The sequence below is a fragment of the uncultured Metabacillus sp. genome, assembly GCF_947503125.1.
Lineage (GTDB): Bacteria > Bacillota > Bacilli > Bacillales > Bacillaceae > Metabacillus.
Genome location: NZ_CANNCR010000007.1, coordinates 77,067 through 92,682, shown reverse-complemented (window position 1 = coordinate 92,682; position 15,616 = coordinate 77,067). Strand labels below are relative to the sequence as shown.

At 32.5% G+C, this 15,616-nt stretch carries 13 protein-coding genes; 10 read left to right on the top strand and 3 right to left on the bottom strand.

Going from position 1 to position 15,616, the window contains the following annotated elements; genetic code table 11:
• The first annotated feature begins 33 nt into the window (after positions 1 to 33).
• Both Q1B07_RS07665 and Q1B07_RS07660 read left to right on the top strand, forming a co-directional pair.
• The gene (locus tag Q1B07_RS07665; RefSeq protein WP_299089478.1) at positions 34 to 342 is read left to right on the top strand and encodes a hypothetical protein; all 309 of its coding nucleotides are present in this window, start codon (positions 34 to 36) and stop codon (positions 340 to 342) included.
• A 407-nt stretch (positions 343 to 749) separates the two neighbouring features.
• Positions 750 to 1,688 carry a hypothetical protein gene (locus Q1B07_RS07660; RefSeq protein ID WP_299089477.1) on the top strand — a complete coding sequence of 313 codons (939 nt, stop codon included), beginning with the start codon at positions 750 to 752 and terminating at the stop codon, positions 1,686 to 1,688.
• 133 nt (positions 1,689 to 1,821) lie between these two features.
• Here Q1B07_RS07660 and Q1B07_RS07655 read toward each other — a convergent pair whose 3' ends face one another.
• Entirely contained in the window at positions 1,822 to 2,835 is a 1,014-nt protein-coding gene (locus Q1B07_RS07655; RefSeq protein ID WP_299089476.1) for a hypothetical protein, read from the bottom strand.
• A 1,547-nt stretch (positions 2,836 to 4,382) separates the two neighbouring features.
• Between Q1B07_RS07655 and Q1B07_RS07650 the strand changes: the two genes are divergently transcribed.
• The 3 genes from Q1B07_RS07650 (at position 4,383) to Q1B07_RS07640 (ending at position 6,519) form a co-directional block, all read left to right on the top strand.
• A complete protein-coding gene (locus Q1B07_RS07650; protein WP_299089475.1) occupies positions 4,383 to 5,603 on the top strand; it encodes a tyrosine-type recombinase/integrase in 1,221 nt (406 codons plus the stop codon).
• 213 nt (positions 5,604 to 5,816) lie between these two features.
• Positions 5,817 to 6,248, top strand: a complete 432-nt coding sequence (locus tag Q1B07_RS07645; protein ID WP_299089474.1) for a hypothetical protein — start codon at positions 5,817 to 5,819, stop codon at positions 6,246 to 6,248.
• On the top strand, positions 6,241 to 6,519 hold the full coding sequence (locus Q1B07_RS07640; RefSeq protein ID WP_274575446.1) for a helix-turn-helix domain-containing protein: 279 nt from the start codon (positions 6,241 to 6,243) through the stop codon (positions 6,517 to 6,519). Before Q1B07_RS07645 ends, Q1B07_RS07640 begins: the two co-directional genes overlap by 8 nt.
• 147 nt (positions 6,520 to 6,666) lie before the next feature.
• Here Q1B07_RS07640 and Q1B07_RS07635 read toward each other — a convergent pair whose 3' ends face one another.
• Positions 6,667 to 6,936, bottom strand: coding sequence for a hypothetical protein (locus Q1B07_RS07635; protein WP_299089471.1), 270 nt, complete (start codon positions 6,934 to 6,936; stop codon positions 6,667 to 6,669).
• Between the two features lie 466 nt (positions 6,937 to 7,402).
• Between Q1B07_RS07635 and Q1B07_RS07630 the strand changes: the two genes are divergently transcribed.
• The 3 genes from Q1B07_RS07630 (at position 7,403) to Q1B07_RS07620 (ending at position 10,550) form a co-directional block, all read left to right on the top strand.
• Positions 7,403 to 8,449 carry a hypothetical protein gene (locus Q1B07_RS07630; protein WP_274575451.1) on the top strand — a complete coding sequence of 349 codons (1,047 nt, stop codon included), beginning with the start codon at positions 7,403 to 7,405 and terminating at the stop codon, positions 8,447 to 8,449.
• A gap of 903 nt (positions 8,450 to 9,352) precedes the next feature.
• Entirely contained in the window at positions 9,353 to 10,171 is an 819-nt protein-coding gene (locus Q1B07_RS07625) for a ParA family protein (protein WP_299089470.1), read from the top strand.
• Entirely contained in the window at positions 10,164 to 10,550 is a 387-nt protein-coding gene (locus tag Q1B07_RS07620; RefSeq protein ID WP_299089469.1) for a hypothetical protein, read from the top strand. The genes Q1B07_RS07625 and Q1B07_RS07620 overlap by 8 nt, the downstream gene beginning before the upstream one ends.
• 45 nt (positions 10,551 to 10,595) lie before the next feature.
• Here the strand turns inward: Q1B07_RS07620 and Q1B07_RS07615 are convergent, their stop codons facing one another.
• On the bottom strand, positions 10,596 to 11,660 hold the full coding sequence (locus Q1B07_RS07615) for a hypothetical protein (protein WP_299089468.1): 1,065 nt from the start codon (positions 11,658 to 11,660) through the stop codon (positions 10,596 to 10,598).
• 188 nt (positions 11,661 to 11,848) lie between these two features.
• Here Q1B07_RS07615 and Q1B07_RS07610 point away from each other — a divergent pair, with 188 nt between their 5' ends.
• Together Q1B07_RS07610 and Q1B07_RS07605 are read left to right on the top strand one after the other, a co-directional pair.
• On the top strand, positions 11,849 to 12,433 hold the full coding sequence (locus Q1B07_RS07610; RefSeq protein ID WP_299089467.1) for a hypothetical protein: 585 nt from the start codon (positions 11,849 to 11,851) through the stop codon (positions 12,431 to 12,433).
• 145 nt (positions 12,434 to 12,578) lie between these two features.
• Positions 12,579 to 15,611: an N-6 DNA methylase gene (locus Q1B07_RS07605; protein WP_299089466.1), complete on the top strand. Its 3,033-nt coding sequence runs from the start codon at positions 12,579 to 12,581 to the stop codon at positions 15,609 to 15,611.
• Positions 15,612 to 15,616: the final 5 nt, after the last annotated feature.

Below are 15,616 nucleotides of genomic sequence, written 5' to 3'. Positions count from 1 at the left end.
CTGTTCGTTTTTATAATCAGGAAGTGATAGCTTATGAAGGTAAAAGAGATTCTGGAGATTGCCTTTCGATTTATTATTGTTCTGTTTTTGTTCTTTGTTGGTTATGTTTTCGTTTATGTAATGTTTTCAAACCCGTTCCATTGGAATTTATCTATGCTTGGTAATATGAATAGCAAAGGCAATTTGCTAGGCTGCATTTGGATATTTGGGTTTCTTTACAGTGTACTAATATTCTTAGGAGCAGGCTTTAGATATAAAGTAAAAGAGGCACTATCTAAAATGTTTGTTTTCTACTTTTGTTTTGCTCTTACTGGTTCTCTATATACCTTAATGTTTATTTAACTTATTAATTTGGTCAAAAAAGTTTGAGGGAAATTACACAAATTCAGATTATCAGTCAAAAATAAAATCGTTTGGATGCTTTCATGTAACCCAGACTGAAAGTTAGAAAACGGCGATATACATATGTATTGATGAAACTGGAACTAATGTGTAGAACACTGGGCATGACAAGGGAATTTCCATTGTTTTTATTTGTAATAAAAAAAGGAGTTATTCCAAAGGACAAATAATTGAAGAAGTATTTAGTGATTGTAATATTGGTATTTCATTACTACTTTATTTAAAAATCATATTTATCCTAAGTTATACAGATAACCTAAATTTTGGTGTGGTAAAATAAAAATGTATTGTGTAATTAACATCAGTAATGTAAGAGGAGTTAAAGTAATAGGGATAGGATGAGAAAAATGAAGGATAAGGAAGAGTTTTCCACTGGCTCAAACCTTGGTATTTCAATGGTGGAATCATATGGAATGTTTTTTCGACATTATGATTTTGCAAGTTTATTAGAGCTTGAAAATAAGTACAATCAAATACCTAAAATGCATATTTATATGGTTGTTAAAGCACCTAAAATAATTTTTGTTCGTGATTCTATAAAAATAGATGAAAAATATATAGATTTGGAAATTAAGATTATGGATGATAGAGCTGATGATAAAGTTGAATTTAGGTTGATTAATAACTTGAAAAACCAAGAATTAGAAGTTGTATTAAGTCCGAATAAAGATGATTTAGAAATTAAAGATGCATTAGGTAATTACGTACTTAAGGCTAATTCATTTATGTTCTTAATAGCGAATGGATATGTAATGGATTGTGAAGTTGTTTATATTGGTCGTTCTTTTGGTAAGGATGGTGAGAGAACAGTCTATGAGAGATTAAAATCTCATTCAACCTTGCAGAAAATTTATGCAGAAAAGGAAGATGATAAGAGTATCTTCTTATCTTCTTGGGATTTTGATAGAAACACTATAGGTTTTCTATCTCCTATAGAGCAAGATAAACAAAAAAGCTTTGATATTTTTATTAAACAATTGGAAATAACTGAGCGACCTTACGATTTAATTCGTAAGAAACAGGAGATAAACTTTACAGAAGCTGCTTTGATTAGGTATTTTCAACCAAAATATAACGACATAATGAAGTATAGATTTCCTTCGAAAACACACACTGAGTATTCAGATTTATTCAAGGAAAATGTAGATTATGTTTCGGTAGAAATCGATACTAAACGGCTACATGTAAAACTATATTCAGAGGTTATACCAGCTCAATTTGAACATAATCCATTCTATGATTTGAAAGATAAACGAAGTAAATACGATTTTTTTAGAATTGTATAGAATATGTTGTTCAAGTGCTCAGATAAAAATTTATATCTGAGCACTTTGCGTTCTTTAATGCTTTATAGTAAGTCATTTATAGTGTTCCCTAATAACCTTCAATCCCGAATATGAATTGTTAGCGGAAATTTGCCTAGTCTTTTTTACGAATATTATATTGTGCTTTTACTTCATTCATCCAAACAAAGGTCTTTTTCTTTTTTCTTGAGATACCCAGAGCTATTGTTTCATAATCTTTGAGGGTCTGTTTATTGGCGTGAGTTTCAAATGGCTTATTGTGAGTGAAGATGGTTTGTAAGGAGGGAGTAACGGAGTTATTAAATACTTCATATCCTTCCAGAAGAAGTGGTTCGGCTGCTCTATCGAGGAGATATAATGGAGTATTCTCTTCATCTATTTTAGCAATAGGGTCTTGATTCTTTTCTTTATCGTAAATAAATGCGTCTGCTTCATCTAACCACTTATGTAGATTGTTCAGTCTATCAAGAATCCGATAGTACATATCTTTCGAATAGACATTAAAAATGAACCATAGCTTCGGTACTCTTTCTATATACCATCTTAAATCACGGAGAATCGAAATATACTCTTTTGCTAGTGGAGTTAACTGTTTGCTGGATAAGGAATGGCGTACTTTTGCAGTGGTATCAAGAAGGTCAGCAAATGCCATTTCAAGTTGTTTTAATATCGGTTGATTTAAATCCTGTTGCATGTCTCGGTACATCTTCAACCAGTCTTCCTTTTTAATAAATGCCCATCTCTTTTGTTCGAACCAGTAATTTAAATGTATAGTGTTCTTAAGTTCTACGACATACTCTTTATAACGCATGTCTTGGTTTTTTAACTTCCAATACCCGGACTCGACCGTAATTTGAAAAAGAGGTCCACGATGATAATCAATGGAGTACCTTATAAATTTATTAACCAATAACGGAAGATTCAGAGACTCTTCGTAACTTGAAGGAACCATCAGACACCCAGAACTTACATCTTGTTTAACCTCAAAATGAATGTCCTCCTCATCAAACCGAACTTTTCCTAATTGTTCATTCGATAACGCATACTCCTTGATTTTAAGCTTTGGAGCACGATATCTTTTTTCCAAGTTCATCACTAATTCTTCAAATTTTACATAATCAACTTCCAATTTAATCACTCCTTTACCATGTTTTAATCGATTGTTCTTCATCATACAAGGAAAACAGACAATTCATTCAAAAAATCCCTTTTTTTTCTCCAAAACAACTAAATGGAATTATGATAAAAATATGTATTAACCTTTTTTCGCTGAAGCGAGAAATTATCTCGTATAGAGATAGATAAAAGAATGTAAACAAGATAGTAAATAGTACAGGCATTTCGACAAAGAAATGGCTCTTTCGCGCATGTAATGAAAACAGCAGCATATAGTGAAAACAACCCAAAATTACAACTGAATATTGGCGGAGAATAATAATTTATTGCCGTGTTGCAATGTTGTTTTTAGTTTATGGATGTCCCTTGTCACGAATGTTTTAAGGCAGACTTGTCACAATTGCATTTTGGGAACACAGGTTATTGCCACCTGACCAAACAAGGCAAAAAAATCAAAAGGAGGATATGTAAATGAATTTTATGCGTGGATTTCCCTAAAAAAATTAAAAAAGAGGAGGAGAGAACATGGGATGCGTATAGCCAATGATTCCAAATCAGAATTAGCAAGAATAATAAAAAAGAGGAGAAAAAACTGTGTCGGAATAAAATTGGATGTTTAGAAAAGTAGTTGTCGCATTAGTCTTAAGGAAGTTTAACAATTTAATATTCATGAAAATCGGTTGTAGCAATTAGTGATTTTGATAATGAGTGTATATTTTGCATTGCTCGCACACAATGTGTGCATGCCGTAACAGGCGATTAATCCCAACATGCCTAAGTCCCGTGTGGATATGGCACTAGCTTGACAGCTAGGCAGGTGAACCTAGGGAAACTTAGGGAATCGCATGAGGAGTGAGGGCTCAGCAATCTTTATACAGGGGTATAAAGATTCTCATGTGCGTGGAGGAAACTTGGATAGGGGACCAAGGAGTACGGTGAAGCGTCTGCAACAAGGAGAGAACATTGCTTTTATTTAAATTGCTGTACATATGAGGAAATGAAACTTGAGTGATTGTCATTCATTTCTTGATATGTGCAGCAAACATAGGAGCAAGCACAATTTTCTCTCTAAGTCGGGCAATGGTATGCATAAGTTGGAGAATTGCTATTTGCGTTCATTTGGTTTTGTTTCGATGAAGCCTAAAGGCTTCGAAAGAGGTTCGTGCTGGCACGAAGCTCTTTCGGAGACTGTGGCTTTAGCGAAACGGCTTCGAAGATGGAGGGTTTGGCTGTTCAGGTTCGCGCTCGCGCGGAGCTGGCAGCCAAAGCTGGAATCTTTGAAGCAAGTGCAGTTTCCTTCATCCGTTCGCCAAAACGAGGGAGCAACCTGCCCCATGAGGGCAGGTTGGGAGCGATGTTTTGGCGATTCGGATAAGAAGGAAACTGCAGAAAGTCCAAAATGAGCAACTGCCATTTAGCATGCCATTTTCTCATTTGTTTTTCTGTATTTTGTCATAAAAAGGTGCTTACTAGAAGACACTTCTAATCTAAATAAAAAACAAAATTCTAGAATTTTAAATAATTTTATTTTAAAAAATACCGTGAAGGGAGGCGATGTTTATGAAGAAAGACCATGCTTTGGCAATGGTAGAACAAGCATTTAATTGTGGTGTAAAAAAAGGCGATATTTCGGAAAGTACAGCCAAACGATATTTTGGGCAAGTTAAAACTTTTTTTAACACAACCCTTGATGAAATTAAAGAACAGGCAACGGATAAAAAAAGCCGTGATGCCTATAATCCAAAGTTTTGGAAAGCAGAATGGGTTGAGAAACATATTGATGGATTACTTGAGCGATTCCATGCCAGAAGCGATAAAAAACCGGTTTCAGGAAGCCATGTGGAGAATTGTATACATGCATTCGGAAAGTTGCAGGAAATTGTAAAAGAGCACGGTGTGTGGAAGAAAAACGGAATAGAAAAGGTAAGAGTAGGCTTAAAAGGGAGCGTGGAAGAAGGCACAGGTTACTTATATAAAATTTACAAAGAAGAAGCCACAATGCACCACGATGAACGAACCTCGATGAAAGCCACAGACCAGGAATACCGCATGATAGTTAACAATATTGATAAAGTTATCCCCAAAACGAACCTCAATTACGAAACGGTTAAAAATATCATATTAGCACAAAGACACACGGGCGGAAGGATTACGGCTGAAATTAATTTAAAGGCAAGAAATATCGACTTAGAAAAAATGACAAAGTATTACGAAAAAGATAAAAATAACTTTAGCAGAAAAGTTCCGATGGATATGAGCCAGAAGCTGTTTTATGCCAATTTAACAAGAGGGAAAGCAGACGGTTCTCCACTCTTTCCGTTATTTGATAAGAAAGGAAAGCAAATGAGCAAAGAAGCTGCATCAAAATATATGCAAGAGACCTACAAAAAAATAGCTGAAAAAGCTGGTTTGGTGGAAAGAGATGAAAAAGGGAATGTCACTAAACGCTACACTAGTCACTCGACGAGACGCTGTTTTGCACAGAAATTATATGATTCTACAAAATTCACTTCAAAAAAAGATTTATGGAAGAAAATAAGGAACTATGTTAATTTACAAGGTTCAAATAAAGAAAAAATAGACCAACGAATTGAAAATGAAAGGAAAAGACTAAACTACTATCGTCTAAAAAAAGGCTTGCCAATGAAACCATTCACTTGGGACCAGATGAGAAAATTATATGTCATGCTACATTTAGGGCACTCAAGAACGGATACAGTTGGGCGCTGCTATGTTAAACTTGACCCGCCATTAAAGCGTAATTTCAAAAAGAGCAATTAACTTTTTAAAAAGGAGGTGTATTCTATGAACTGTAATCATTCATCCCGAAAACTGTTTGCAAAAAAATCTATGAAGCTTTGAAAAATCATTCATTGATTGAATTACAGAGGGAATTCAAATAATTCTAATATTTCTTTAGGTGTTGGCTCATTTATAATAAAAAGAAAAAACATCATAAATGAATAGTGTCATGATGATATAAGGGTGGTTGAAGTGAGTGAACTTGAAAATCTAATACGAAAAATTGTTCGAGAAGAAATACAACTTTATTTACAACAGAATCCAGAAATTAATACTGGTCAAGTTAATGAAGAGCATTCGGAAGAATCAGATACACTAGAAAATCTAAAAAAAGGACAAGAAGAAATTGACTATGAATTATTCGAAAAAAGGTATGAAGAAGCACTTCAAATTGACGACGAGGTTAGGGAGAAATATAAATCTCAGGTTGATAAGCATAGCTCTGTCATCACATTAAAAAACGCTTCTGAGATACTAAACTTAAGTGTCTATGCGATTAGAAAACTAGGTAAAACTGATAAGAATTTCCCGAAAATATACAGCTCAAAAGTTGATACAGCTAGGTTGTTTCATTGGTTAGACGGCGGGGAAGCTTATTGGAACTTGGGGGAACAAAATGATTGAAGATATTATAAGAAAGATTCTTTCCGAGGAACTGCAAAAAATTAAAGTGGAGATATTAGAAGAGTTAAAGGAGATGCAAGGAAATAACAATGTGGTGGAACAATACGGTGAAACTTTAACAGCAGATAAGGCAGCTAAGATATTGAATGTCTCTACCAGCAAAATTTATGAAATGGCAAGGAATCCGGAGTTTCCATGCAAGAAGGTGGGCAGTAGAATTATAATACCGACTCGAAGGTTCTTTAATTGGTTAAATAACTCATACAAATAAAATAGTCATTATATCTATTTATTTTACGAACTTCAATATGACAATTGACCAAAGCAAAAGGCTCTATTCCTGTTTTATAGTAGTCGCTGATTCCGATAAGGGATAAATGTTTCATGAGTAAAAAAGGACGAAATAATTCGTCCTTTTTTATGTGTTTAAGCATTCTTTAATATGAGTCATCAACAATGTTTTTAATTCACCCATATCCACATCTAACCCTTTTTGCGAAGGATATAAGCGTATCAGTTCTACACAGTCAATTTCGATTCGGTTTTCGGCAGGGAACAACACCATTTCAACTGAAATGTGACGCTGTGAAAAAGAGTCTGAAATCGTTACAAATCCTTCCCTCATAAGCGTACTTTCATCTTTCCAGTCTATTGTGATAATCAAATCGTTTGGGTTCATGAATTTCATAAAAATATTCCTCCTTTGTTCCGTATGAACCTATAATACATAGAAAATGAAATTTTTGATTAAAGAAATACGACTTATTTGGTAGATAAAAGTATATACTTCAATCTTTCTATCTTTCTATTTTTATAAAAGGAAATAATCAATATAAACCTAAATAAAAAAAGAACGCGAAACTAGGAAATTGAAAAATTCTGTTGTAGATTACTAAAGATGATGTATACAAATAAGAAGTTATAACAAAGACATTAAAAAAAGAAGGCTAGTAAGAAGCCTTCGAAAATGGACGAGATTTTATATAAATTGATTAAGAATCCTAGATGTTCTTATTCGTGGAGTTACAAAAACAATTCAAACAAAATCATAATATGAACCTATTTATTCATTTTATATTTTCGATGAAAGTCCTTCAATTTTTTTAGAGTGACTCCTAAAAAATGATATTTAAAATTTATTAGGAGGAATAGAAATGGATACGAATTTTAATCGAATTATGGAATTTGAAGAAGTCTTGGAGGTAACAGAAGCTTATATTAAGGTAAAGAGCAAAAAAACAGGGAAAGAACGATTTTTGAGGCTAATTGATTTAGATAAATCGGATGTTAGAAGTAAAAATCAAATCAAAGCATTCATAGAAAAAATGAAACTAGAAGAAGATTATAAAAAAAACAATCGGAAAGGGTTTGTTCAAATTAAACGGAGCATCAAAGAAATTTCAGGGAAATTAACACAAGCCAGAATGCACTATTTCGTTAAATTATTGCCTTTGATTTCTTTTCAAGATATTCCATTATCATTAAAGGGGAAACCCCTAAGTCAAACTGAAATTGCCAATTACATTGGGGCTTCCAGAAAACTAACAAAAGCTTTATTAGATTCTCTAATTGAAGTTGAAATACTTGTACCAGTTCGTTTAGGAAAAGACAATGCATTTGGTTATAAAATGCATGGAAAATATGTAATTAAAGGCGAATTTGATGAACATGAAGAGTATTGTGTGAAAATATTCCAGAGAAATTTATCAAAATTCATTAAAAAAATAGATGAAATCGTTGAAAAAAAGAACAATGACAAAAGAAGAAAGAAAAAATTAGAATTGTACCCTTTATCATTAGTCGCAGGATTATTACCTTTTGTTCATCCCCAAGCTTACATACTATGCAAAAATTACCATGATGATATCACTAAAGGGTACAAAGACGCTCTTACAGCATTGGAACACAATCCAAAATTAATTAAGAAATTGACCAAAAAAGAACTTTGGAAAGCAATAACTGGTCAAACACCTAAGCGAATGGATGGGAATCAAAGAGAAAAGTTAGAAATGTATTTTAAAATCTTAAAACAGGCTAACGTTTTAGGGTCATTCGAAGCTGAAAATCAAATCTATTTCATCAATCCTAGTCTCGTATTCGTCACAACACAAGTACAAAATGATGAATGGTATCGTTCTGTGCGAACATTGTTTGGTTTAGCTAAAGAAGAAGACAATAAAAATCAAAAAGAGAAAGAGTGATAATTTCACTCTTTTTTTGTGAAAAAAGTATGGTATAGGGTTCCAACCGAAGAAAAAAAGTATGGTATAGGGTTACAACCAAAATACGGAGTGAGACTTAGAGCTATAAGGAGGAGCGGATTTTGAAGAGTGATTTATTAGAAAAATAGTTGTTAAACATAAATTTACTATTCGAAGTAAAAAAATTAAACCATTAAACCAGCTTCTTTTATAAAAAAAAGTATGGTATAGAGTTCCAACCGAAGAAAAAAAGTATGGTATAGGGTTACAACCGAAATATGGAATTATTCTTGTAGCCCCAAGTGTTCTGAGAAATTTAGAGGGTACTTTATTAGTAAAGATAGTTGTCTGATTCCTAAAGTCATCAGACGGCTGCCGCCTGGCAAACGAGGATAAACCCCATCCTCGTTTTTTATTTAGAAAGAAATTTTTAAACGACAAGCATTTTCGATGTTTTTTCGAAAATGTGAAGGCGCATGGTTTTAAAATCTTGTTCACGACATCACAGCTTTTTATGTCCACTGAATTTAATCACTTTCTCCACTAGGTCTTTTCTTTTTCTTTTCACTGTCTGTCCTTAAATGATTGAACGCACTATTGTGCGTTATTTTAAAACCCATCCTATAAAGAAATATTGGCTGTAGAATTCACAAAAAAGGGCAAATCATTCATTTTAAGTTTCTTAGATAACAATTGATTCGAAAATATCAGGCAAAAGGCTTAAAACGGGAAAATCGCTACTTAGAAATGCTGGTGGATAATTGCAAAAAATAAAAGTATATACTTTTATCTTTTTATAAATATAAATTTCTATTTTTTTATCTTTATAGAAAGGAATAAAGATTGAATTACTGAAAGTGATAAATGAACCTTTATTTAGAAGGGTGTAGGGAGGAATATTTAATGGGAGTTATAACAGTTTATTCAGGTAAAGGTGGAGTAGGAAAAAGTACCCTAGCACGGTTTTTAAGCATCTCGATTGCAGAACAGTCAGAACAAGGAAAAAAAGTTTGTATCATTGATACATGTCAAAATAGCAGTATTGCAACTGGATTTTTAAAAGATAGGGATTCGTTTAATGTGTCTGCATATGATTGGCTTACGGGAGCTGCAAAGCCATCGGAGGTAATTCAAAAGTTCAGGGATAATATTTACTACATACCAAGCGATGAGCGGGTCGATGATTATGCTGATTGGGTGAAAAAAAATGTACCACGACCAAAACAGCTAGATGTTTTAAGGAATAAATTAGAGCCTTTAACCAAAATGTTTGATTTTGTCATTTTAGATACACATCCTAATGAGAATTCAGATGTAGTAAATTATTCAATTTCTGCTTCGAATTTTATTGTTATACCGACCGATATCGACATGGATGGTATTATTTCTGCGGAACGCAGTGTTGAATTAGTAAGTGAATATAAAGAAGCTGGTTATCAGATTGATTATGGTATTGTCTTTAACAAAGTAGAACATAAAGGACCTAAAGAGAAATCATTAAAACAGTTAGAAATGTTCAGGAATCGATTAATTGAAAATGGAATACCTGAAGAAAAAATTCTAGGTAGCATTCGTTACTCTCAAAAAGTTTCTACGAGTAAAAATGAAGGTATCATGTTGAATGATTTAAAAGATGTTTGGTCAAAGAATATCATGGAAGATATTCGTATCATCTCAAATAAAGTGTTTTTAAGGGGGAAGGGAGCGAGTTTAAATGACTGATGATTTTTTAAGCCAACTAGATGAAATAGAAGTAGAAGCTGCAAAAGAAGAGGAAAGACGAACGAGAACAAATCAAGCTAAAAAACGGTTACAAATAAATTCAGAAGAAGAACAGGAGGATGGCATTCTTAAGGGGCAGGAAAAACGGGAAGAAAGACAACTGATTTCATATGATAAACAAGAAAAGAATGAGTACATAAAAATAATTGTCTCCATTGAATCTTCATTAAATAAAGTTTTAGAACGCTTCATTGCAGACCAAAAAGAGGAAAATGTTAAGATTTACGATAACATCAATCATATTGAACGAAAAATTTCTAAAAGTGCATGGGTAAATTTGGTTATTGAAAATGCGTTAAGGCAAGAAGGATACTTTTAAAAAGCCACTATCTAAAGTGGCTTATAATACTAATTTATTTATTCACTACTTTGATAAATTCCCTTTCTCAGCTTCCTGTTTTACTCGGTTCCATTCCTCTTTTAAATACTTTTGCGTATGCTCTAATAATATATCAGTATTGTTTTGTAGTTCTTTTTTTAATTGTTTAAACTCCTTCTTAAAACGGTTATTAAACAGTGCAATCTCTTCATTTTGCGCTTCATGGACAATTTCCGTAACTGTTTTTAAGACTGATTGATAATCTGGTATTGATTGAGATTTAGGAGTGTCCTGAATGCTTTTATCGATTTTTGATTTAATTCTTTTATCTAGTTGTTCCTTGTGCTGTTCCATAACATAGGCAACTTTTTCTTTATCACTTTTTTTAAGGAGAGTAAATGTTTCGAAAGCTGTCATAATGTTAGAAGACATTTTATCAACAATCTCCATTATCTTCTTATCTGCTTCCCCTTTATAATTGAGGTGGAGCTTTATTTTTGCTCTGGCATGAATAATTTTATCAAGATATTCTCCTTTTTCTTTTGCGTCTTCTAAGACAGGCTTCTCATTATAAAAGCTAGCTAAAGAGATAAATTCCGCTACATACTCTTTTAGTTGACCCATCCACTTTACTCTTTCAGATGTAATATTATTTACGAAAAGCGTCTTTTTGTTATTCCTAACTGTATAGATTAAAGTAATTAACCCAATTAATCCAGTAACAATCCCTGTTATGATTGCTGCAAGAACAGCACCATTCATTGCTTTCTTTTCTGTAGATACCATAAAGCCATTTATGGAAGCAGAAGGAGTATTATTGGTTGTAGCTTGATAGCCAACGATTGTTTCCCCTGAATGTTCTTTTTTAAACTTCGCTAACTGTTCATAAAAAGTGTTGAGTTTCTCATTTTCAGTAAGTTTGCTAAAATCACTTGTGAATATAAAGTGGTAAAGACCTTCATCAACTTTATCCCATTGATAGGATGCTTTTGGTGTCTTAACAGAAGTTTCAGCCTTTGGCGGCACCTCATTTGTCTCCGCAACTCCTAGTTGGGGAGAATAGACTAAAAAAACTATGCATAGGACTAGAACTAAATATAATTTTTTCAATACTAAATACTCCTTTTGCTAATTAAAGTGAAATTTTGATAAAGCTGGAATTGTCTCTTTTGATTGAAAATTAACTGGTTATTTCCTATCATAGTATAAAAGTAGAATTTTATAAAAGGGAAATCTATTACTTGTTGATGGAAAAAATCTAAAGTTTACTAGCTAACATGGAAACAATGAGGGGAAATATGTTAAGAGAAATTTCGGAGAGATACCTATTAGAAATTAACACTTATATTGAACGCAATCTCTACTCTATCACTAATGGGGAAGTTAGGGACTGTTACCAAACATTTATTGAAACATCAATAAGTATGACTGGCATCCATTCAAATTATAAAAGTTTACCTGAGTTTATTATTCATCGTTTTGTTTATTTTTTGTGTAAACACCAAATAGAATCTAAGGGATATGCTGTTGTTACTAATCAAAACTTCTTAAATAAATACAAAACTGGTAAAAATGAAATTGATATTGCAGTAATCAATCCCTTTAAACATGGGAATGCAGTTGGAGAACCTAAAGTATTGAGGGGGATATCTGTAAAAGCTGCCAAAACAGTAAAAATTGATGAGGATACTTTTCGTGCAAATAATTTAATTTGGGGAAAAAATGAAGATATGCAATTTGTTTTGGTAACATTTAACGATAAATTTAACTGTAATATTGATGATTATAAAACAGATAAGTATGAGATTATTAATTTGCAGAAAGATTCAAAAGAGATTTTTGCTTCTGAACTAATAACGAAATTAAAGCTACCACCACTGTAACTTATAGATTCTCAAAACAAGCAGGAACCCTCCTGCTTGTTTTTTTTATTCTATCTATGAAAAGTTAATTTTTAAACGGTAATTGTATAATGATATATTGCTGGTATAATTTTACTAAGAATATGTGAGAGTAGGATGTGAAGATATGACGGGTCTTTTAGAAAAATTAGTAGAAAATTTCAAAAAAAACTATGACAGTTATAAAGCAAATTCTTTTAATGAACATGAAACAAGGGATGTTTTGATTAATCCATTCCTCGAACTACTTGGATGGGATGTTAGTAACAAAAAAGGCGTAGACCCATACATAAGGGAAATAGTACCAGAGAAGTTTGATACAAAAGGAAAAAGACCTGATTACACCATTACCATTAGGGGAGTAAAGAAATTTTTTATAGAAGTTAAAAAGCCACATGTTGACATTACAAACATTCCTGAGCCAGCTATTCAAACCAGGAGTTATGGTGTCACTGCTCGTCATCAAATAGCTGTATTAACAAATTTTGAATATTTATATATATATGATACAACAGTGGCGCCAATGGAGGATGATGTTCCACAGAAGGCTTTATTAAAAAGGTATCACTATACGGAGTATCTTGAAAAATGGGAAGAAATTCATTCTCTACTATCTAAAGAGGCTGTATACAGTAGTGATTATGATGAGAAATTAGGAAATCTAGTAGTAAATCGGGATGTTGTAACAGTTGACAGCCTATTTCTTAAGCAAATCAACAAGTGGAGAGTAAACTTAGCAAACGACTTATACGAAACCCATCCCGAATATCAAATATCCTATATAAATGATGCTGTTCAATCTTTTATAAATCAAATTATCTTTTTACGAATCTGTGAAGATAGAAACTTACCAACATATTATAAATTGCTAGATACTATTGAAAATGAAGATAGATTAAAGAATGAATTATTAAAAGTATTGCAAGAGGCAGATGTTAAGTATAATTCTGGGATATTTGAAAACGCTGAAATTGTCTTAGACCTAAATAATGAAGTGGTAAGCGATATTATTAAAGACCTTTATTATCCAGAAAGTCCCTTCATTTATAATATAATTGATGCAAACATCCTCGGTGAAATTTATGAGATATTTTTATCTGAGAAATTAACTTTAACTGCTGATAATAAAATTATCTTATCTAAAAAAGCTGAGAATATTAACAGAGATGTTGTGACAACACCCCTTCAAATAGTAAGGTATATGGTTAAAAAATCATTAGAACCACTGACAAAAGATAAATCTCCGGATGAAATAAAAAAACTAAACATAGCGGATATTGCTTGTGGTTCTGGTGTTTTTCTTATTGAATCATTTGGCTACTTGATGGAACAAGTAAGAAACTGGTATGAGAAGTTTGATAAAGATTTTCTCATTGAAGGGGAGGATGAACGCTTTTTTTTACCTTTTAATGAAAAAAAAGAAATTCTTACATCTTCTATATATGGTTTAGATATTGACCCTAATGCTGTTGAAGTATGTAAGTTCAGTTTATTATTAAAGCTATTGGAAGAAGAAACAGAGCCAACTTTAGGAAGAGGCAATTCATTGTTACCAGTGCTAAATGAGAATATTAAAACAGGAAATGCACTTGTAGAATTTGGTCATCTCAAAAAAAGAAAAATTGAAGATAACGACAAATACTTAATCTCAGCATTCAACTGGAAATTTAATAATAATGTAGAAAAATTTGATGCTATTATTGGTAATCCACCTTATGTTAAAACGTCCGATATGAATACTTTGCTTCCAGGGGATGAGGTATGGGTTTATGAAAAAATGTATACTTCTTCCTATAAACAATTTGATAAGTACATGTTATTTATAGAAAGAGCTATGGATAAGTTAAAAGATAATGGAATCCTATGTTACATTGTTCCTAATAAATTCTCAAAAATTGTTGCAGGAGAAAAGTTGAGAGATATCTTAGCAAAGAACGGATATGTAAAAGAATTTATAGATTTCGGAGCAGCACAATTATTTAAAGACAAAAATGTTACAACTTATAGTTCTGTACTGTTAGCAGGTAAATTGAAAAGTTCACAGTTTATTTTTGAAGAAGTCGAAAACCTACAAGACTGGTGGATTAACCAAGAAAACGAAGAGAAACTCCTGAGAGTCACTTTAAATAGCAACATTTTAAGTGAAAATTCTTGGGTGTTAGTATCAGATGAAGAAAAAGCTAGGTTAATTAATAAGTTATATGAAAATGCCACACTATTTGGTGGGAAAATTAATGATGAAAATATAGCTGAAATTTTTAATGGGATTCAAACAAGCGCAGAGCGCCCAGTGCCAATCTACTGGTTTAGTGAAGACCAAATTATTGACCAAGATAGCCAATATTTTAAAATTTTAAAAGAGGAAAAGGAATATCTGATTGAAAAAAATATTCTTAAGCCTTACTATAAACCAACAAAAAAAATAGAAAAAAACATTGATACTTACGACTATGTTTCACCAAATAAATGGATTATATTCCCTTATAATGAGAATGGTGAAATTTATAGTAGAGCAGAGATGTCATCCCTCTTCTCTGAGACATGGGCATACTTGAATGATTTTTACGACAGATTAGTTCCTAAACAGGTGTCAGGCGCTACAAAAGGAAGAGATGTACCCCATGCTACTCCTGATACATGGTATCATTACGGTCGAATTCAAGCTCTAACAAGGTTCATCAACACACCTAAATTAATAGTTGGTATTCTTACGAGAAAACCTTTATACTTATATGATGACCATGATATGCTAATTGCTTCTGGAGGAACTGCTGGATTTTGTGCAATTACTGAGAATCCAAATAGTCCATATGTACTTGAATTTATACAAGCAGTATTAAATCATCCTGCAATTGAATGGCTAACTAGCGTAATTGGTAGTGACTTTGAAGGTGGGTTCCATTCCAGAGGAACCTCTGTTTTATCTAGACTACCTATAATTAATGTGGATTTTACAGATAGCACACAGAAGAACCTTTATGATTCAATAGTAATGAATACCAGAGAAATCTATTCTATAAATAAAAAACTAGCAAATAAAGGTTTAGATAGAAGAGAGAGAAGTGCTTTAATTAATGAGAAGGATGATTTAAAACTTTCAGTCACGAATGCAGTTACCGACCTTTATGGCATATCTGAGTATAAGCATGTATTTAATTAAGGGTG

Excerpts from the sequence above, each read along its gene's own strand:
- Q1B07_RS07665 (WP_299089478.1), top strand. The coding sequence starts at position 34 with ATGAAGGTAAAAGAGATTCTGGAGATTGCCTTTCGATTTATTATTGTT.
- Q1B07_RS07660 (WP_299089477.1), top strand. The coding sequence starts at position 750 with ATGAAGGATAAGGAAGAGTTTTCCACTGGCTCAAACCTTGGTATTTCA.
- Q1B07_RS07650 (WP_299089475.1), top strand. The coding sequence starts at position 4,383 with ATGAAGAAAGACCATGCTTTGGCAATGGTAGAACAAGCATTTAATTGT.
- Q1B07_RS07640 (WP_274575446.1), top strand. The coding sequence starts at position 6,241 with ATGATTGAAGATATTATAAGAAAGATTCTTTCCGAGGAACTGCAAAAA.
- Q1B07_RS07635 (WP_299089471.1), bottom strand. The coding sequence starts at position 6,936 with ATGAAATTCATGAACCCAAACGATTTGATTATCACAATAGACTGGAAA.
- Q1B07_RS07630 (WP_274575451.1), top strand. The coding sequence starts at position 7,403 with ATGGATACGAATTTTAATCGAATTATGGAATTTGAAGAAGTCTTGGAG.
- Q1B07_RS07625 (WP_299089470.1), top strand. The coding sequence starts at position 9,353 with ATGGGAGTTATAACAGTTTATTCAGGTAAAGGTGGAGTAGGAAAAAGT.
- Q1B07_RS07620 (WP_299089469.1), top strand. The coding sequence starts at position 10,164 with ATGACTGATGATTTTTTAAGCCAACTAGATGAAATAGAAGTAGAAGCT.
- Q1B07_RS07610 (WP_299089467.1), top strand. The coding sequence starts at position 11,849 with ATGTTAAGAGAAATTTCGGAGAGATACCTATTAGAAATTAACACTTAT.
- Q1B07_RS07605 (WP_299089466.1), top strand. The coding sequence starts at position 12,579 with ATGACGGGTCTTTTAGAAAAATTAGTAGAAAATTTCAAAAAAAACTAT.